This is a genomic window from Kribbella sp. NPDC005582 (assembly GCF_040605415.1).
Classification (GTDB): Bacteria; Actinomycetota; Actinomycetes; order Propionibacteriales; family Kribbellaceae; genus Kribbella.
In genome coordinates this window covers 26,884-44,550 of record NZ_JBEXCU010000007.1, presented here as the reverse complement: position 1 = coordinate 44,550, position 17,667 = coordinate 26,884, and the positions used below count along the sequence as shown (strand labels likewise).

Below are 17,667 nucleotides of genomic sequence, written 5' to 3'. Positions count from 1 at the left end.
AGCGGCGGACGTGAAGTCGACCGTGGCGGCCGCATCCGTGCAGAGCTCCGGTGGGCTGGTTCCCCCGGGGCTTGAGCCGTTCGCGGCGGGGCGTGACGCGGATGTTTATGCGTTGGACGATCAGTGGGTGGTGCGGCGCTACCGCAACGGGTACCCGGTGCGGGACGAGGCCGATTTCATGCGGCACGTGGCGAAGTACGGCTACCCGGTGCCCGCCGTACGGGAGATCGACGGCGCGGACATGGTGATCGAGCGGCTGACCGGGCCGACGCTCGCGGACGCGGCTGTCGCGGGGGAGCTGACCGCGACGGAGCTCGGCGTACTGCATGCGGAGCTGCACCGCAGCCTGCATGCGATCCCCGCACCGAGCGGTACGCCGGGGCGCGTTGTCGTCCACGGCGACCTGCACCCGTACAACGTGATCGCCACCCCGGACGGCCCGATCGTCATCGACTGGCGCAACGCCGAAGAAGGCACCGCCGAGTTCGATATCGCGATGACCGCGGTGATCTTCGCCCAGGTCGCCCTCGATCCCGCCTGGGCCGATCTGTCACCGCTCCTCCGCGAGGCCCTCGCCGCCTACCTGGCCAACTCGATCGACCCGACCCCCGGTCTCGCCGCGGCCTTAGATGCCCGCAGCAACAACATCACGCTGACACCCGCCGAGAAGGACTTGCTGCCGGCGCAAGCGGCGTTGATCCGCGGCCTGCTCTGAGCAAGCGGACCTGTGCCACTCACCAACCTCGTCCCGAGCCTGTCCGCCATGCTCGGCTGAGCGTGGCGAAGCCTGTCCTGCGAAGGTTGGTGAGTGTCTGGTGTCCGCCTAGGCATTCAGGAACTGGGACGGCTTCAGCGCGCGACTGACGATCCGCACCTCGCCGATGTTCCCCGCGAACCCCTGGTCGATCTCGTTCGCGTAGTGCCCGGCGCCGACCAGCCACGGCTTTCCGGCCGTGGCCAGCCCGTTGGACGGCGTTGCCGGATTACGCAGCAGTTCCGACGAGTCGACGTACACGGTGCTGTGCCGGCCGTCGTTGACGATCGCGAGGTGGAACCACTGCCCGGCGACCTGCTCATGTCCCCAGTTGGTGAACGTCGTGTTCCGGTCCAGCGGGTACACCGCCCACTGCACCTGCAGCCCGCCGGAGAACCCGAGCTTGACCACAGGCTCGTCCGGGTCGTCACCTGTCTTGCCCGCGTCCCGCCCCGTGCCGAGCCGAGCGATCAGACCTTCCCACGAATGATCCTGTCCGTCATCGGCCAGCTTCACGAACGCCTCGATCGTGTAGCCGCCGCGGAAGGTCAGCTTGTTCAGCGGCGCGTCGTCCGCCGTCTTCAAGTAGCCGCCACGCGCCGGATTCTTCCCACCCGGGAACACCCAGCTCGCATGCCCCGGCTGCTCCGGGTGGAACTCACCCGATGCGCTCGGTGCGTCCCCTGCGAGCTGCACGCGAGTCAGATGGTTGCCTTGTCCCGAGTGGTCGACGACCTGCCCGCTCACCGGCCCGTCGAACCGCCAGTACGCCGCCGTCCCCGGAATCACCAACTGCTTCGCCGGTCGTGCCGGCCGCACCGCCACCGGCGCGAATCCCGCGAACCGCTTCTCGAAGTCGATCGGAACGCTGAAGCGATTGATGTCGTCGGTGAGCTCAATCTCGCCTTCGGCCAGCTCGTTCCGCCGAGCCGGATCCTGGCCGAGGATCCACGGTGAGATCGTCTCGACGTCGATCGTGTTCCGCGCCAAGTCGAAGTGGTACAGCCGAACCATCCCGGAGCCGCCATAGTACCGGTCCTGGTAGTTGGTCAGATGCAGATGGACATCGTGCCCGGCCGCGTTCTGCCGCACGACCCGGCCGGACGGCCAGAAGTGACCGTTCAGCGTGAGGAAGATCTGGTCGTTGTCCTTCACCAGCTGGTCCCAGACCCGGTTGCCGTGATCGGTGAAGTACGCGACCGGGTTGCCGTGGTCGGCGTTCACCAGCTCGTGCGTGGTCAGGATCACCGGCAGCTTCGGATGCGCCGCGATCACCGCCCGCGCCCACGCGAAGCTCGCGTCCGACGGCCGCCAGTCCATTGCCAGCAGCAACCATTGCCGCCCGGCCGCCCGGAACACGTGGTACGAGTTGTACCCGTTCGCCGTCGACCCGCCGTACGTCGTCATCCGGCGGAACCGCTGCGGCCCGAACGTCCGCAGGTACGGCGAATCGCCGCGACTGTCGTCCTTCGACGCGTCGATGTCGTGGTTGCCGGCGAGCACGGAGTACGGCATGCGGGCCCGGTCGAGCACCTTGAACACCGGATCGGCCTGCGCGAACTCGGACGCCAGCGCGTTCTCCACGACATCACCGAGGTGCGCCACGAACACCACGTTCTCGGCTGCCCGCTGCTCAACCAGATACTCGAACGTCGCGGTCAGCGGTGCCGGATCCCCACGATCCTGATCGAACTGATACTGCGTGTCCGGTACGACGGCCAGCGTGAACCGCGGGTGTTCGGTATCGACCCGCCCGCCGTACGAGGATGTCGACGCGCTCGCCGCTCCACCGTCCAGCACCCCGCCTGAGAGCACAGCGCCCGCACCGAGCGCTCCCGCCTGCAGTAGCCGCCGCCTGCTCGTTCCGTCCTGCTGATCCATGCCGCGAACATTAGAGCTCACGAACCAACACAACAATGAACTCAGCTGAAACCCTGAACGATCACCGCGGGAAGCCCGTCGTCCAGCGCCGCCAGCACCCGCGCCTCGTGCGGCACCGTCGGCTCCGGCAACTTGTCCAGCCGGACCCACTCCAGCCGGTCCGCCTTCTCCGGCTCCATCAACCGCGGCTCGCCCGTCCACCGCGACGCCGTGAAGAAGAAGTCCACCCGCTCGTCGATCGGATCCCCGTTCCCACCGGTCCGATGCATCGCCGTCACCGGCACCAGATCCGCCGGATCGATCTCCACCCCGACCTCTTCCCGAACCTCCCGCGCCGCCGCCTCGAGGACCGACTCCCCACGCTCCACATGCCCCGCCGGCACCGCCCAATACCCATCCATATAACCGGTATTGGCGCGCAGCATCATCAGCACCTCGTCCCCCCGCCGCAACACCACATAAGCCGCCGGCACCACCCGAAACCGATCCATCCCCCGACCCTAGCCATCGCCACCCCCGGAAAACGCCGAAGGGCCGCGAGCGGTGCTCGCGGCCCTTCGGGTGCCGGGGTTCAGGCAGGCTTGTTCGCGTCCGGGATGTCGTCGTTCTGGCCGTCGAGGCCATCGAGGCCGTCCTTGGCCTTGTCGACACCCTGGTCGATCTTGTCGCCGTACTTGCCGCCGGTCTTCTCGTCGACGAAGTCACCGGCCTTGTCCAGACCCGCGCCGACCTTGTCGCCGTGCTGATCGACGAGGTCGCCGGCCTTGTCCTTCAGGTCCTCGGCCTTGTCCTTGAACTTGTCGAAGATGCCCATCTCAGGGGCTCCCATTCCTGCGTAGTGAACTGCTTACTGACAGCTAGCGGCTAGATGATTGCATCAACCGGCGTCGATCACCTAGGACCGGCGCGAACTGTCGGGCAGGAATTCAGCGGTTGTTACGACGCACCGGACTCGATGTCGCCGCCCGACTCGATGTCGCCACCGGACTCGATGTCGCCGCCGGACTTGTCGCCGCCGGGCTTCAGCTCGATGTCACCCCCGCTGCGCTTGGCAGCCTCCACCTTGTCCTCACCCAGGTCCAGCGCGTCCTTGGCCGCGTCGGACTCTCCCTCGAACGGATTCGTCACAGCTACTTTCCTCCCGTAATCCGGTGTTGCGAACGGGGTCGTGTCTACCCGCGATCCGGGGTCATCCACAAGGTGCCCCCGAGCCTCTTGGGACAGACTTGACGGCCCGGTGCAGCGGGCCGCTGCCGAAAACTGTCACACTGGAGCGATGGCCGAACCACTCGTCGTCGCAGTCGTCGGCCCGACAGCGGCCGGCAAGTCCGACCTGTCCGTTGCCTTGTGCAAACGCCTCGGCGGCGAAGTGGTGAACGCGGACGCCATGCAGGTCTACCGCGGCATGGACATCGGTACGGCGAAGATCACGGCCGCCGAGCGGAGCGGCGTACCGCATCATCTGCTCGACATCCTCGACGTGACCGAGACCGCGACCGTGGCCGAGTTCCAGCAGTTGGCCCGGGCGGCGATCGACGACTGCACCCGCCGGCAGGTGATTCCGGTCCTGGCCGGAGGGTCGGCGCTCTACGTCCGCGCGATCCTCGACGACTTCACCTTCCCCGGTACGGACGCCGCCGTACGGGAGCGGTTGGAGGCCGAGCTCGAAGACGTCGGCTCGGGGGCCATGCATCAGCGGCTACTCGCCGCCGACCCCGCGGCCGCGGCGCAGATCCTGCCCAGCAACGGCCGCCGGATCGTCCGCGCCCTGGAGGTCGTCGAGATCACCGGAGCGCCGTACAGCGCGACCCTGCCGGAGCATCGCTACGTTTACCCGGGCGCCGTACAGATCGGTCTGGACGTGCCGCGACCCGAGCTCGACGAGCGGATCGGTCGACGGGTGGACCGGATGTTCGAATCGGGTTTCGTCGACGAGGTGCGGGAACTGCTCGGTCACGGTCTGCTCGACGGCCGCACTGCGAACCGCGCCCTCGGCTACTCCCAGGTGATCGCCTTGCTGAACGGCGAGATCGACGAGACCGAGGCCCGGGAGCGGACCGCGCAGTCGACCCGCCGGTTCGCCCGGCGGCAGGATTCGTGGTTCCGCAAGGATCCCCGGATCACCTGGCTGAAGTACGACGATTCCGCCTTGCTGGACAAGGCCCTCGATGTGCTGGCTGCAGGCAACCGAATCGGGTCCGGTGGCGTAGTCGGGGTAGAAACAGGCCCCGAACCCTTGGGGCCGGTCGATGCGAGGGGGTGACCGTGAGGCGGAGTTCCGTGAGTACCTGCTCGCGGATCGCACCCGACTGATGAGAACGGCGCTGTTGCTGACCGCGGGGGACGCCTACACCGCGGAGGATCTGGTCCAGACCGCCTGTACCCGGGTCTACGTGCACTGGCACCGGATCCGGCACGAGGGCGCCGGGCCGTACGCGCACCGCATTCTGGTGAACGCGTTCCTGGACGAGCGTCGCCGGGCCGGCCGCCACCCGGAGGTGGTGACGGCGGAGACGCTCGAGCCGCGGCTGAGTGACGAGACGGATCCGGTGGACACGATCGCCGTCCGCCGGGCACTGCTGGAGCTCGCGCCCCGCCAGCGCGCGGTCCTGGTACTGCGGTACTTCCAGGATCTCGACGTCGCGACCTGCGCGCGGATCCTGGAGTGCACGGAGGGGACAGTGAAGAGCCAGACCGCCAAGGCTCTGAAGCGGTTGAAGCACCTGATGACCGACGAACAGCCGGATCAGGCAACGGGGAGTGGCTGACATCCCGGCCGAACCAGGCCGGGAGAGGGACGGAGCAGTGGACGAGGTCAAGAAGTTGCTGGAGGGGTTCGCCGACGAGGCCGCCGAAGGGCTGCCGCCGGCGGACATCGACGCGGACATCGCGCGGGGGCGGCGGGCACTGCGTCGGGTCAAACGGCGTCGCCGGGTCGGCGGCGTGCTGTGCGTTGCCGCGGCGTCGGCCGCGGTGTTCGCGGTCGGCAACCAGGTGAAGTGGTGGGGCAGCACCGACACTCCGCCGGTCGCGGCCGGTGGAGAGACCAAGCCGACGATCGCGTCCGGATCGACCACGCCGAGCGCGACGGCCGGTGAGGGCACCATGTCGCTGTTCTCCAGTGGCGTCGAGCTAGCGGCGAACAAGCAGACCTGGAACACGATCGGGTGCACCCTGGCGCCGGTGGGCTGGGCCCCCGAGAAGCCGATCGCCGCGAACCGCGTCGTACTGGCGCAGCCGGAGATGCGGACCGCGGAGGTCGCCGCGAAGGTCGTGCTCGAGCGCCGCGAGTCCGCACTGACGCTGGACGGCGTCCGAGTGAGTGACGCGGCCGGCAAGACGTTCCACGTCGGCACCTACTCCGGCCGTCTGACCGGTCAGGTGAAGCTGGCCGACCAGTGGCTGCTGGTCGAGACTCCGGCCGGGAGCCCGGAGTGGACCGACGAGACGCTGCGCCGTTTCCTGGGGTCCTGCACGATCAACTGATCTGGGCCGGATCTGCCGTTCGACTGGCGTCCGGGGCGAGTTCGGGATAGGGAGGGAGGAGATCCCTGCCGCCTGAGCTCCTGGAGACCCGGTGAAGAAGCTGATCGCGTCCCTGTCCGCGAGTGCGCTCGTCCTGTCCGGATTCGGTCTGAGTGGTGCCGCCGCGAGTCCACCGCAAGTGCCGATGCCGCAGGCGGCCCATGGCGATGCGCAGGCCCGCACCAAGTACCCCACAGCCATCGGGTACGGCGGCGCTGTCGCATCCGTCGACGCGGACGCCACGAAGATCGGTCTCGACGTACTGCGGCGTGGCGGCAACGCGGTCGACGCAGCAGTGGCGACTGCCGCCGCACTCGGTGTCACCGAGCCGTACTCGGCCGGTGTGGGTGGTGGCGGCTATTTCGTCTACTACAACGCCAAGCAGCGCAAGGTGCTGACGATCGACGGCCGCGAGACCGCACCGGCCACCATGCCCACCAATGCGTTCATCGACCCGGCGACCGGGCAGCCGTACCGGTTCACACCGGAGCTGGTCACGTCCGGGGTGTCCGTCGGTATTCCGGGCACGCTGGCGACCTGGGACCGCGCACTGCGGCAGTGGGGTTCGCTGTCGCTCGGCAAGGCGCTGAAGCCGGCTGCTGACCTGGCTGACCACGGGTTCGTCGTGGACTCGACGTTCCGCAGTCAGACGCTGGACAACAAGACGCGGTTCGCCGCACTGGTGCCGACGGCCAAGCTGTTCCTGCCTGGTGGTGACGCTCCCCAGGTCGGGACGCTGTTCAAGAACCCTGAGCTGGCCGACACGTACCGCCTGCTCGGAGCGAAGGGCCTGCCGGCGTTCTACAGCGGCCCGCTGGCCAGTGAGATCGAAGCGGCCGTGAAGAACCCGCCGAAGACACCCGGTACGACGCTGCCGGTGATGCCCGGCTACCTGACCACCGCCGACCTCGCGAAGTACAAGGTGATCGACCGCGCACCCACCAAGGTCCAGTACGACGGCCTGGACGTCTACGGCATGGCACCGTCCTCGTCCGGCGGCACGACGGTGGGGGAGGCGCTGAACATCCTCGCGCCGCTGCACCTCAGCAAGCAGTCGACCCCGCAGGCGCTGCACAGCTACCTCGAGGCGTCGGCTCTCGCCTTCGCCGACCGCGGTGCGTACGTCGGCGATCCGGCGTACGTCGACGTACCGACCAAGGAGCTGTTGTCGCGCGGCTTCGGCGCTGAGCGCTCTTGCCTGATCGACCCGGCCAAGGCCGCGGTGAAGCCGCTCAAGCCCGGCGTACCGGACGGCCAGTACGGCGGCTGCGGCGGCACCACCGCGACCAAGGAGGGCCCGGACACCGAGGGCCTGTCGACCACGCACCTCGTCGCCGCGGACAAGTGGGGCAACGTGGTCTCGTACACGCTGACCATCGAGCAGACCGGCGGCAGCGGCATCACGGTGCCCGGCCGTGGCTTCCTGCTGAACAACGAGCTCACCGACTTCTCCGCCGTTTACGACGCCGCCGACCCGAACCGGATCCAGCCCGGCAAGCGCCCGCGCTCCTCGATGTCGCCGACCATCGTGCTCCGGCATGGCAAGCCGTTCCTCGCGCTCGGCTCGCCCGGCGGATCGACCATCATCACCACGGTTCTGCAGACCCTGACCAACCGTCTCGACCGCGGCATGACTCTGCCCGAAGCAGTAGCCGCGCCGCGCGCCTCACAGCGCAACACGGCGTCCGTCACCGCCGAGCCCCCGTTCATCGAGGCCTACGGCGCCGCCCTCAAGCCCTATGGCCACACCCTCGTCCCGAGCGGTGACGCCTTCACTTCCGCCGCCGAGATCGGTGCGGTAGCTGCGCTCGAATTCCTGCCCAACGGCGGCTACCTGGCCGCCGCCGAACCCACCCGCCGCGGCGGCGGTTCGGCAGGCACCGTCCACCAACTCTGGCCCAGCAGCCGCTAGCTAGACGGTACGAATGATCGCGGTGACCAGGGCGGCTCGTTCCGTCAGGGTCGCCGCGATTGCTTGTTCGTGGACTGCGTGAGCGCCTTGGCCGATCGGGCCGAGGCCGTCCAGCGTGGGGATACCCAGCCAGCCGGTCAGGTTGGTGTCTGCGGCACCTGATGCGGCCGCGCCTCCCACTTGCTGACCGATCGACTCACCAGCCGCTCTCACCTTCGACAGCAGCTCGTCCGTGGCGGGGGAGGGCTGCCAGGCCGGGCGGTTGGACATCACTCGCACGTCGACACCAGCACCCGCCCGTACTGCGGGCAGTGCCGCGACCGCTTCCAGTACGGCGCTCTCCGTCTCCGGGTCGACGAACCGGAACCCGATGTCGGCCCACGCCGTACCGGCCACGACGTTCGTCCGCCCACCGCCCTCGATCGTGCCCACGTTGCACAACACCTGCTCGTGCCGCGCGACCACGGCACGCACTGCGATCAGCTGATCGACCAGTTCATCGATCGCCGAGAGGCCGCTCTCCGGGTCGAGCGCCGCGTGCGCCTCGCGTCCGGTCACCTCGATCCGGATCCGCGTACTGCCCCAGCGCGACGTCTTCAGATCCCCGTTCGGATGCGGCGGCTCCAACCCGAACGCCGCCACCACCCCCGCCGACTCCCTCGTGACGAGCTCGCGCGCCGACGGCGACCCGACCTCCTCGTCCGCGACGACCACCACCCGCACCGGCCGATGATCCGTTCCGGATCCCTGCTCGCCGTAGAGCGCGGCGAGAGCGCTCTCCAGGATCACCAGCCCACCCTTCATGTCGAACACCCCGGGCCCGTGGATCACGCCGTCCTCGACCCGCCACGGCATCGCGCCGGCCAGCTGTCCGGCCGGCCACACGGTGTCGTGATGCCCGAGAAACAGCACCGGAGCTGCATCGGACAGCGCTCCCCGGCCGGGAAAGTCCGCGACCACGTGGTCGCCGGAGGCAGCGGCGACCCGGCGAGCGGTGCCGCCCAGCTCGGCGTACCGCTGGACGAGGCGGTCCGCGAACGCGTTCAGCGCGGCGGCATCGCCGGTCGGCGTCTCGTCCTCGACATAACTGCGGAGCCGTTCGATCATCAGCGAAAGGGTCATGGATAGAGAACGTATCATCATCCGATCAGCGCTTGACGCCCTCGTTATCAAGGAATTTTACTGGGAGGGCGGACATGATCCGTTCCGTATCTTCGAGAGGAGCATGCCGTGGCCGATGACTTTCGGGCAGTCTCGCTGCAGACCCCGGCGCAGTACGCCGAGGCCGCGGCGCTGTACCGCGCCGTGTTCGGCTACCAAGAGCCCGACCACGGCCTGAATCCCCGCCTGCTCGCGGCGCTGGCACACAATGGCGGATCCGTGGTCGGAGTCCTGGACACATCCGATCGCTTGGTCGCCTTCGCCTACGGCTTCCCGGGAACATCGCAGAGCGCGCTCTACCACTACTCGCAATCCGCCGTGGTGGCGGCCGACCTGCAGGGCCGCGGCCTGGGCCGGTTGCTCAAATATGCCCAGCGCGATGTCGCTCTGGCCGCCGGCATGAAGCACATGCGCTGGACCTATGACCCCTTCCAGGTCCGCAACGCCCACTTCAACCTGAACGTCCTCGGCGCCCGCGGCCGCTGGTACACCCCCGAGCTCTACGGTCCCGGCACCGACCGCCTGGTCGTCGAATGGAACCTCACCCAAGAGCCCTCGGTCGATCGCGCTCCGGTTGCGGAGGTCCCCGTACCCTCCGACCGGGCAGCCGTCACGAATCGGGTCGTTGGTCGGGTCCGCGAGGAGTTCACCGAGCTGCTCGCCATGGGCCTGGTCGCCACCGGGATCCATCGCGACGACGACAAGACCTGGTCGTACCTGTTTGGATCCTCGGCATGACCGGCGACGAGCAGCGGAACCGCGAGCTCACCAGCCCCCAGGACCGGTACGACGCTCGCCTCCAGCGGCGGTCGTCGACCATGCTGCAGCGACGCGTGATCGAACAGGAGCGAGCCTCGATCGAGGAAGCGCTCGACAAGATCCTCGCCGACGACGCGATCGCCCAAGCAGCAGCCCGGATCGTCGCGGCCCGGCGCCGGTTCGTGGTCGGTTCGGCGAAGTCGTTCTCGTACGCGTCGCTGCTGGCCTTCGACCTGAGCGCCGGCCTGTCGCAGGTGACGCTGGTCGACGGCACGGTCGTGCGCGCGGTCGACGTACTGGCCGATGTCCGCACGACCGACCTGATGGTTGCGTTCTCGTTCCGCCGGTATCGCCGCGACACGGTCGAGATCGCGCGTTCGTTCAAGGCCGCCGGCGGTGAGCTCGTCGTCGTCACCGACTTCGAGGACGCGCCGCTCGCGCAGCTCGCCGACCAGAGCATCTTCGTCGCCACCGGCAGCGCGTCGTACGTCGATTCGCCGACCGTGATCGCCTCCGTCCTGCACGTGCTCGCGACCCTCACCACCGCCAGCGCGAAGGGTGCGCGCCGCCGGCTCGGGGAGCGCGATCGCCTGAACACCGAGCTGGGTCTCTACATCACCTGAGAGACCGGCAGATCAGTTGAGAGGAATGGCATGAAGATCGTCGCCGCCAAGCTGCACCGGGTCCGGTTGCCGCTGGTGCACGAGTTCCGGACCAGCTCGCACGGCAAGAGCCGGCTCGACCACATCCTGGTCGAGCTGACCGATGCCTCGGGTGCGGTCGGCTGGGGCGAGATCGCGTCCCCGTCCGACCCGTACTACGCCCCTGAGACTGTGGAAACTTGTTGGCACCTGGCAGAGCGCTATCTCGTGCCCGCGATTCTCGGCAGGGAATGGGAGCGCCCCGAGCAGCTCCCGCAGCTGTGGTCGAAGGTCCGCGGCAACCAGTTCGCCAAGTCCGGCGTGGACACAGCCGGATGGGTGCTCTGGGCAACCGTTAACGAAGTGCCCCTGGCCGCCGCCCTCGGCGGTACCCGCAGCGAGGTCGTGGCCGGTGTCTCGCTCGGCATCGAGCCGACGATCGACGACCTGCTGGCCGAGGTCGAACGGCATCTCGCCGCCGGCTATCCGCGGGTGAAGCTCAAGATCGCGCCAGGCTGGGACGTCGAGCCCGTCCGCGCGGTCCGCTCCGCCCATCCGGACCTCGATCTCCATGTCGATGCCAACGGCATCTACACCGAGGAACAGTCGCACGAGCTCAAGATGCTGGACGACTTCGGCCTGACCATGATCGAGCAGCCGTTCGCCCCGCGAAACCTGATGGCGCACGCCCGTCTGCAGCGAGAGCTCAACACCCCGATCTGCTTGGACGAGAGCATCGAGACACTCGAAGATCTCGAGACAGCGCTCTCTCTCGGCGCTCTCCGCGTTCTCAACATCAAGGTCTCCCGGATGGGCGGCCTCACCGCGGCTCGCGCCGCCCACGACCGCGCACAGCAGGCCGGCATCCCGGTCTGGTGCGGCGGCATGCACGAGTTCGGCATCGGGAGAGCGGCGAATGTAGCGCTCTCCAGCCTGCCCGGCTTCTCACTCCCGTCCGACGTCTCGGCCTCCGCCAAGTACTACGCCCAGGACGTCATCACTCCGCCTGTCGTCGCCACGCAGGGCGTCGTACAGGTGCCTACCGCAACAGGTTTGGGCCACGAGGTCGACCGGGACTTCATCGCGCAGAACGCAGTGGCCACCGTCGAGCTCACTTCTTGAACCGCTTGGGCCCAGTAGGCAACGGAGGGGGCGCTACAGCCGGCTCCGAGTCCGCAGTCTCCAGCCACCCGTCGTACTCGGCCAGGACTGCGTCCACCGCGTCCCGCTCCACATCACGCAGTACGACGACCCACGGGTGGTCCTCGTCGTCGTCCTCGCCGTGGAACCGCCCACGCCGTACGACGCCGTCCAGCCGCGCAGCCACCGACTCGGCGTCCTCCTGCTCCCAGAAGTAGGCGATCAGCTCCATAACCCCACACCGTACGATCTATGCCATGAGTAGCACCACGTTCCCTTGGCTGAAGGGCCATGGCACGGAGAACGACTTCGTGATCCTGCCCGACCCCGACGGCACCGTCCACGGGGAGCTGGACGCGGCGCTGGTGCAGTTCCTCTGCGACCGCCACGCCGGCCTCGGTGCGGACGGCGTACTGCGCGTTATCGCCGGCAGCAGCCAGCAGTACGTCGAGGACGGCGGCGACTGGTTCATGGACTACCGCAACGCCGACGGCTCCATCGCCGAGATGTGCGGCAACGGCGTCCGCGTCTTCGTTCGCTACCTCGCAGAGGCCGGACTGATCGACGACAAGCCAGTGCGCGTCGGCACGCGCGCAGGTGTCAAAGAGGTCGTCCAGAACGACGACGGCACGCTCACCGTCGACATGGGCGAACCCACCCTGCCCGGATCCGCCGGAATCGTTGTCACCGCCAACGGTCACCAGTGGCCCGCCCTGCACGTCGACATGGGCAATCCGCATGCGGTTGCGTTCATTGATGACCTGACCGAGCCCGGCAACCTGTGCGACCAGCCGAGCTGGTCCCCAACCGAGGCGTTTCCGCACGGCGTCAACCTGGAGTTCGTCGTACGGCGTGGTCCGTACGACGTCGACATGCGCGTGCACGAGCGCGGTGCGGGGGAGACGCGCTCCTGCGGGACGGGGACCTGCGCAGTGACCGTGGCAGCGGCTCGAGCGGCCGGCCAGCAGCTTCCCGTCACGTACCGCGTCGGCGTACCAGGCGGTGAAGTCACGGTCACGTGGCGCGAGGACAACCACCTGGAACTGACCGGTCCGGCCGTCCTGCACGCCCGCGGCGACTTCGACCGCGCCTGGCTGAGCGGGAGCTGAACGGGAATTCAGGCCGTCGCTGAGGCGTTGACGTGGTTAATCGGGTCGCCTGTACTGGTGCCCCGTGCCACCATGGAAGGTATATGACGACCCAATCGAACTTTTACGAAGAGACCTCCGACGTCGAAACCGACCTCCTGCAGGGCGATGACTCCGGCGCTTCGTTGACGGGTCACGACGACTACGACGAGACCGACCGCGAAGGCAGCACCGAGGGCTTGGAGCTCGAGGAGCGCCAGGCGCTCCGCCGCGTGGTCGGGATGTCGACCGAGCTGACCGACATCAGCGAGGTCGAGTACCGCAAGCTGCTGCTCGAGCGGGTGCTGCTGGTCGGCGTCTGGACCGAAGGCAGCGCCGAGGACGCGGAGAACTCGCTGGCCGAGCTGAAGCTGCTCGCCGAGACCGCCGGTTCGGAGGTGCTGGACGGAGTCATCCAGCGCCGCAAGAAGCCGGACCCGGCGACCTTCATCGGTTCCGGCAAGGTCGCCGACCTGCGCGACCTGGTCGCCTCCTCGGGCGCTGACACCGTGATCGCCGACGGCGAGCTGGCCCCTGCGCAGCTGCGTAACCTGGAGGACCGGCTCAAGGTCAAGGTGGTCGACCGGACCGCGCTGATCCTGGACATCTTCGCGCAGCACGCGAAGAGCAAGGAAGGCAAGGCCCAGGTCGAGCTGGCCCAGCTGCAGTACATGAAGCAGCGCCTGCGTGGTTGGGGTGGAAACCTGTCCCGCCAGGCCGGTGGCCGCGTCGGTGCGGCCGGTGGCGGTATCGGTGGCCGTGGTCCTGGTGAGACCAAGATCGAGACCGACCGGCGCCGGATCAACACCAAGATCTCCAAGCTGCGCCGGATGCTCAAGGACATGAAGAGCACGCGCTCGACCATGCGCCAGGAGCGTCGCCGCAACCTGGTCCCGTCGGTCGCGATCGCGGGCTACACCAACGCGGGCAAGTCCTCGCTGCTCAACCGGATCACCGGTGCCGGCGTACTGGTCGAGGACGCGCTGTTCGCGACCCTGGACCCGACCACCCGCCGGACCACGACGGCCGACGGCCGCGTCTACACCTTGACCGACACCGTCGGTTTCGTCCGGCACCTGCCGCACGACATCGTCGAGGCGTTCCGCTCGACGCTGGAGGAGGTCGCGGACGCGGACCTGCTGCTGCACGTGGTCGACGGCTCGCACCCGGATCCGCTGTCGCAGATCCAGGCGGTCCGTGAGGTGCTGGGCGAGATCAACGCGCTCGACGTGCCCGAGATCATCGTGATCAACAAGGCCGATGCGGCCGACCCGATGGCGCTGGCGCCGATCCTGGCCCGTGAACCGCGCGCCATCGTTGTCTCCGCGCGCACCGGCGAAGGCATCGACAAGCTGCGCGAGCTCCTCGAGGGTGCTCTTCCGCAGCCGCACATCTCGCTCGACCTGCTGCTGCCCTACGACCGCGGAGACCTGGTCTCCCGGATCCACTCCGAAGGCTCCGTCGAGCAGCTCGAACACACTGGTGACGGCACCCGCGTCACGGCCCGGGTCCACCCCGCCTTGGCGGACGAGCTCACGCCGTACGCAGTCGCCTGACAGACCAGAACGGAACAACCCCCGAGGATCAGATCCTCGGGGGTTGTTCTTTCCCCCGCGCCCGCTACGCCCACTCCTTCGTCGCGTGCTACGCCAACGCCCCGCCCACCCCCAGCCAAGCCGCCGGGCGACCGCCGGCCACCTGCGCGCTACCGCGCGCGTGAGAACGGGCCGCGTCCAACGCAGGCCGCCTCAAACGCCACCAGGTCCGTCCCTGGCGATGAGGACAACGGACGAGAGCAGAATGGCTCGCACGAGGCCATGCTCAATCAAGTCGGCAGGGCGATTATCCTAGGACCATCAAGACTTGGAGTGGCGGATGTCGGTTCGAATCCGACCTACGCCCTGGCCGTGATCGTCTGCGCACTACTCCCCGTACCCGTCGCTATCCAGTACCTGCGAAACGACAAGTCCGGAAAAGAGTTGCCGCAAGGCGGGAAGGAGTCGCCCATGGCGGCTGCAAAGAGGTTCACCGGAGCAATGCTCGAATCCGTGTGGGCGATCGGCTTGAACGTATACGGCACACTGCTACTCCTCCAGCTTCGAGCAACCGCGTGAAGCCGCCCGCCGTTGAAGGTGGGCGGCTTTCGTTTGTCCGCCGCACCGGAAGAACGAGAACGTAGGCCAAGGAGTCATTCCTTGGCGGCTTGATCGGGGGCGGAGCTCGACCAGTTGGACAGGTCTCATCCGAGGGCTCGCCTCCACAAACGACGTGGCCGCCGCAACTCCTCCTCTCGAGGTGTTGCGACGACCACGTTGATGTTTCTTCAGGTCAGGTGACTACTTGCGCTTGGAGACCTCGACCTTGATGGTCGTGCCGGTGCGCGAGACGACCTTGATGTTGACGCCGTTGTTCGGCACCTTGACGCCGGCGGTCGGCTGCTCGGCGAACCAGTACGGCTTGGAGTCGTTGAACGTCCGGACGCCGTCCTGGCCGCGGATGTAGCTGGCCTGGCCGTTCACGTGCAGCGTGACGGAGTCGGCCTTCTCCAGACCGAACGGAGCGTCGTAGCCGCCGACGCGCGGCCGCCAGAGCTGGCCGTCGAGGCGGTTGATCGGCACCGGGTGGCTGTCGATCGGCAGCACCCGGCCCTCACCGGGGTGCTCGTTGGTGTTGTTGTCGCCCTGCGAGGTGTCCCAGTACCAGATCAGCAGACCGTCCTGGTACGGGAAGTGCTCGACCTTGTCCGGCGCCGTGTTCGCGAAGCCGAAGTTGTACGGGCCGGTCTTCAGGTACTGGTCCTGGCTCACGTAGTTGATGTGCGAGGCCAGGTAGTAGTTGTCGTGCGCGGTCGTGTACGACGCGCCGATCGCGCTGAAGCCGTTGAGCGTCCAGCCGTCGGGCGAGGTCTCCGCGCCGGAGCCGACCACCGTGGTCGCGCCCGATGTCACCTTGACCTCGTCGGCGAAGAAGCCCTTGCCGCCGGCCGCCGGGTCGGTGGTGTAGCGGAACTGCAGGCCGATCGTCTTGCCGGCGTACGCCGACAGGTCGAAGGTGGCCGGGACCCAGCCGGTGCTGGTGCCGTCGATACCGTTGCCCTCGGCCGCCTTGGTGATGTTGCCGGCGATCGGCTTGTAGCCGGTGCCGTCGTTCACCTCGACGAAGGCGTAGTCACACGGGTCGGGACCGCAGTCCTCGATGTCCCAGTTGGCCTGGAACGTGAGGCTCGCCGCCGCGCCGGCCGGCAGTGCCACCTGGCGGTTCATCGTGTGGGTGAAGTTGTTGCCCTGACCGCTCCACCAGGACTTCGTTCCGGCCGCCGGGGCAACCAGTTCGTGCGTCACCGACTTCTTCGGCAGCGTCACGACCAGGCCCTGGGCCTTGGGCGAGTTGTACTCGTGCGGACCGAGCTCGAGGGTCCGGTTCTGACCGGCCGCCACGATCTCGTAGTCCAGCCAGCCCAGCTGCAGCTTGTCCCAGGCGCCCATGTCGGCGGCCTGCTCGCCCAGACCACCGTCAGTGGCCTTGCTGACCCGGCTCTGCGCCATGATCGTCCACCAGTTCACGCCGTTCTCGACGGGTGCGCCAGAGGTGTCGTAGTGGTCCGGCAGACCGAGATCGTGGCCGTACTCGTGCGCGAAGACGCTGATCCCGCCGTTCTCCGGCTGGATGGTGTAGTCGGAGACCCACACGCCGGTGTCGCCGATCTGGGCGCCACCCTTCGGGTTGTTCGCCGGACCACCGGCGTACTGGACCGACCAGCGGTGCGACCAGACGGCGTCCTCACCCTGCTGCGGGTCACCGTCGGCCTGGTCGCCGCCGGCGTGCACGATCTGGAAGTGGTCGATGTAGCCGTCCGGCTCGTTGAAGTTGCCGTCGCCGTCGAAGTCGTAGCGGTCCCACTTGTCGTACGACGCCAGGTCGGCCTTGATCTGGGCGCTCGTGCGGCCCTTGGCCTTCTGGTCGACGACCCACTGGTTGACCGCGTCCGCCACCAGCGCCCAGACGTTGTTGCAGTTGTTCGCGGCGCACGGGTAGCCGTTCGACCGGCCGTAGCGGGCCTCGTTGTAGCGGACCTTCACCCAGTCGGTGACCATGCCGTCGACCGTGTAGCGGCCGGACGACTGCTTCTCGTAGTACTTCTTGACCGAGTTGCCGGTGCCGAAGTACAGGTCCTGGAAGTGCTTCTGGCTGTAGTCGGCCTGCCAGACGGTGCTGTTGTCCACCGACCGGTCCGGCTCCGGAATCGCGTTCCGCAGCGGGCCCTCGAAGGTCGACGGGCCGGCGAAGTTCGGCGACGTGTCCTGGTCGGGGTAGTTCGGGTGCCGCTCGTTGCCGAACTCGGCGAGGACGACGAAGATCTTGTCGCTCTTCTCGCGGGCCAGCTCGACGTACTGGTCGACCTTGGCGGTCTTGGTCGCCTTGACGCCCTTCGAGCCGACCGCCTTGGAGCCGACCTTCACGACGGTGCTGCCGTTGCGGACCTCCGGCTTGGCCTTGCCGCTCAGCACCTTGGTGAGTGCCTCCTGGCGCAGCTCGCGGCGCTTCTCCTCGAGCGGGTTCGGCAGCTCGTCCGGCGCGGGCGCGGTCTCACTGGCGATCGGTCCCGAACTCTGGGTGGACGGCGACACGGCATTACCTGCCTGCGCCCATCCGATCCCGGCGGTTGCCGCCAAAGCCAGGCTGAACAGCCCAGCGGGTAGCTTACGCACGATTCCCCTCCATACTTCGTCGACGCGGCCGCGATGGTGACGCGGCGTGTTCGTAGCT

General features: G+C 68.0%; 17 protein-coding genes. 10 read left to right on the top strand and 7 right to left on the bottom strand.

Going from position 1 to position 17,667, the window contains the following annotated elements; translation table 11 throughout:
- The first annotated feature begins 10 nt into the window (after nucleotides 1-10).
- Complete coding sequence (locus ABZS29_RS31950) at nucleotides 11-715, top strand: phosphotransferase (RefSeq protein WP_355467611.1); 705 nt, start codon at nucleotides 11-13, stop codon at nucleotides 713-715.
- A 108-nt stretch (nucleotides 716-823) separates the two neighbouring features.
- Here the strand turns inward: ABZS29_RS31950 and ABZS29_RS31945 are convergent, their stop codons facing one another.
- The 4 genes from ABZS29_RS31945 to ABZS29_RS31930 form a co-directional block, all read right to left on the bottom strand.
- Nucleotides 824-2,635, bottom strand: a complete 1,812-nt coding sequence (locus tag ABZS29_RS31945; protein WP_355467609.1) for a LamG-like jellyroll fold domain-containing protein — start codon at nucleotides 2,633-2,635, stop codon at nucleotides 824-826.
- Nucleotides 2,636-2,676: 41 nt separating this feature from the next.
- Nucleotides 2,677-3,126 (bottom strand): NUDIX domain-containing protein, encoded by a 450-nt coding sequence (locus tag ABZS29_RS31940; RefSeq protein ID WP_355467607.1) that lies wholly within the window; start codon nucleotides 3,124-3,126, stop codon nucleotides 2,677-2,679.
- Between the two features lie 80 nt (nucleotides 3,127-3,206).
- A complete protein-coding gene (locus tag ABZS29_RS31935) occupies nucleotides 3,207-3,449 on the bottom strand; it encodes an antitoxin (RefSeq protein ID WP_355468350.1) in 243 nt (80 codons plus the stop codon).
- 122 nt (nucleotides 3,450-3,571) lie between these two features.
- On the bottom strand, nucleotides 3,572-3,763 hold the full coding sequence (locus ABZS29_RS31930; RefSeq protein WP_355467605.1) for a hypothetical protein: 192 nt from the start codon (nucleotides 3,761-3,763) through the stop codon (nucleotides 3,572-3,574).
- A 148-nt stretch (nucleotides 3,764-3,911) separates the two neighbouring features.
- Between ABZS29_RS31930 and miaA the strand changes: the two genes are divergently transcribed.
- From miaA to ggt, 4 genes are all read left to right on the top strand, one after another.
- Nucleotides 3,912-4,898, top strand: a complete 987-nt coding sequence (miaA, locus tag ABZS29_RS31925) for a tRNA (adenosine(37)-N6)-dimethylallyltransferase MiaA (RefSeq protein WP_355467603.1) — start codon at nucleotides 3,912-3,914, stop codon at nucleotides 4,896-4,898.
- On the top strand, nucleotides 4,885-5,403 hold the full coding sequence (locus ABZS29_RS31920; protein ID WP_355467601.1) for a sigma-70 family RNA polymerase sigma factor: 519 nt from the start codon (nucleotides 4,885-4,887) through the stop codon (nucleotides 5,401-5,403). The genes miaA and ABZS29_RS31920 overlap by 14 nt, the downstream gene beginning before the upstream one ends.
- Before the next feature lie 37 nt (nucleotides 5,404-5,440).
- Complete coding sequence (locus ABZS29_RS31915) at nucleotides 5,441-6,121, top strand: hypothetical protein (RefSeq protein ID WP_355467599.1); 681 nt, start codon at nucleotides 5,441-5,443, stop codon at nucleotides 6,119-6,121.
- 91 nt (nucleotides 6,122-6,212) lie between these two features.
- Nucleotides 6,213-8,072: a gamma-glutamyltransferase gene (gene ggt / locus ABZS29_RS31910; RefSeq protein ID WP_355467597.1), complete on the top strand. Its 1,860-nt coding sequence runs from the start codon at nucleotides 6,213-6,215 to the stop codon at nucleotides 8,070-8,072.
- Here the strand turns inward: ggt and ABZS29_RS31905 are convergent, their stop codons facing one another.
- On the bottom strand, nucleotides 8,073-9,194 hold the full coding sequence (locus ABZS29_RS31905) for a M20/M25/M40 family metallo-hydrolase (protein ID WP_355467595.1): 1,122 nt from the start codon (nucleotides 9,192-9,194) through the stop codon (nucleotides 8,073-8,075).
- Nucleotides 9,195-9,302: 108 nt separating this feature from the next.
- Here ABZS29_RS31905 and ABZS29_RS31900 point away from each other — a divergent pair, with 108 nt between their 5' ends.
- Genes ABZS29_RS31900 through menC form a run of 3 tightly spaced genes read left to right on the top strand, consistent with a single transcriptional unit; the run spans nucleotide 9,303 to nucleotide 11,755 of the window.
- Nucleotides 9,303-9,971, top strand: coding sequence for a hypothetical protein (locus ABZS29_RS31900; protein WP_355467593.1), 669 nt, complete (start codon nucleotides 9,303-9,305; stop codon nucleotides 9,969-9,971).
- The gene (locus ABZS29_RS31895) at nucleotides 9,968-10,615 is read left to right on the top strand and encodes an SIS domain-containing protein (protein ID WP_355467591.1); all 648 of its coding nucleotides are present in this window, start codon (nucleotides 9,968-9,970) and stop codon (nucleotides 10,613-10,615) included. The genes ABZS29_RS31900 and ABZS29_RS31895 overlap by 4 nt, the downstream gene beginning before the upstream one ends.
- Before the next feature lie 30 nt (nucleotides 10,616-10,645).
- Nucleotides 10,646-11,755: an o-succinylbenzoate synthase gene (menC, locus tag ABZS29_RS31890; protein ID WP_355467589.1), complete on the top strand. Its 1,110-nt coding sequence runs from the start codon at nucleotides 10,646-10,648 to the stop codon at nucleotides 11,753-11,755.
- Here the strand turns inward: menC and ABZS29_RS31885 are convergent.
- Entirely contained in the window at nucleotides 11,745-12,005 is a 261-nt protein-coding gene (locus tag ABZS29_RS31885) for a hypothetical protein (protein WP_355467588.1), read from the bottom strand. The genes menC and ABZS29_RS31885 overlap by 11 nt on opposite strands.
- Before the next feature lie 25 nt (nucleotides 12,006-12,030).
- Here ABZS29_RS31885 and dapF point away from each other — a divergent pair, with 25 nt between their 5' ends.
- Complete coding sequence (gene dapF, locus ABZS29_RS31880) at nucleotides 12,031-12,882, top strand: diaminopimelate epimerase (RefSeq protein ID WP_355467586.1); 852 nt, start codon at nucleotides 12,031-12,033, stop codon at nucleotides 12,880-12,882.
- An 83-nt stretch (nucleotides 12,883-12,965) separates the two neighbouring features.
- The gene (gene hflX / locus ABZS29_RS31875; RefSeq protein ID WP_355467584.1) at nucleotides 12,966-14,456 is read left to right on the top strand and encodes a GTPase HflX; all 1,491 of its coding nucleotides are present in this window, start codon (nucleotides 12,966-12,968) and stop codon (nucleotides 14,454-14,456) included.
- Between the two features lie 780 nt (nucleotides 14,457-15,236).
- On the opposite strand, the gene ABZS29_RS31870 is transcribed toward hflX, so the two are convergent.
- Nucleotides 15,237-17,609, bottom strand: a complete 2,373-nt coding sequence (locus tag ABZS29_RS31870) for an immune inhibitor A domain-containing protein (RefSeq protein ID WP_355467583.1) — start codon at nucleotides 17,607-17,609, stop codon at nucleotides 15,237-15,239.
- Nucleotides 17,610-17,667: the final 58 nt, after the last annotated feature.

Bases quoted from the DNA above. Each gene is read 5' to 3' on its own strand.
- ABZS29_RS31885 (WP_355467588.1), bottom strand. From the start codon at position 12,005: ATGGAGCTGATCGCCTACTTCTGGGAGCAGGAGGACGCCGAGTCGGTG.
- ABZS29_RS31945 (WP_355467609.1), bottom strand. From the start codon at position 2,635: ATGGATCAGCAGGACGGAACGAGCAGGCGGCGGCTACTGCAGGCGGGA.
- menC (WP_355467589.1), top strand. From the start codon at position 10,646: ATGAAGATCGTCGCCGCCAAGCTGCACCGGGTCCGGTTGCCGCTGGTG.
- ABZS29_RS31920 (WP_355467601.1), top strand. From the start codon at position 4,885: ATGCGAGGGGGTGACCGTGAGGCGGAGTTCCGTGAGTACCTGCTCGCG.
- ABZS29_RS31935 (WP_355468350.1), bottom strand. From the start codon at position 3,449: ATGGGCATCTTCGACAAGTTCAAGGACAAGGCCGAGGACCTGAAGGAC.
- ABZS29_RS31940 (WP_355467607.1), bottom strand. From the start codon at position 3,126: ATGGATCGGTTTCGGGTGGTGCCGGCGGCTTATGTGGTGTTGCGGCGG.
- ABZS29_RS31905 (WP_355467595.1), bottom strand. From the start codon at position 9,194: ATGACCCTTTCGCTGATGATCGAACGGCTCCGCAGTTATGTCGAGGAC.
- hflX (WP_355467584.1), top strand. From the start codon at position 12,966: ATGACGACCCAATCGAACTTTTACGAAGAGACCTCCGACGTCGAAACC.
- ABZS29_RS31895 (WP_355467591.1), top strand. From the start codon at position 9,968: ATGACCGGCGACGAGCAGCGGAACCGCGAGCTCACCAGCCCCCAGGAC.
- dapF (WP_355467586.1), top strand. From the start codon at position 12,031: ATGAGTAGCACCACGTTCCCTTGGCTGAAGGGCCATGGCACGGAGAAC.
- miaA (WP_355467603.1), top strand. From the start codon at position 3,912: ATGGCCGAACCACTCGTCGTCGCAGTCGTCGGCCCGACAGCGGCCGGC.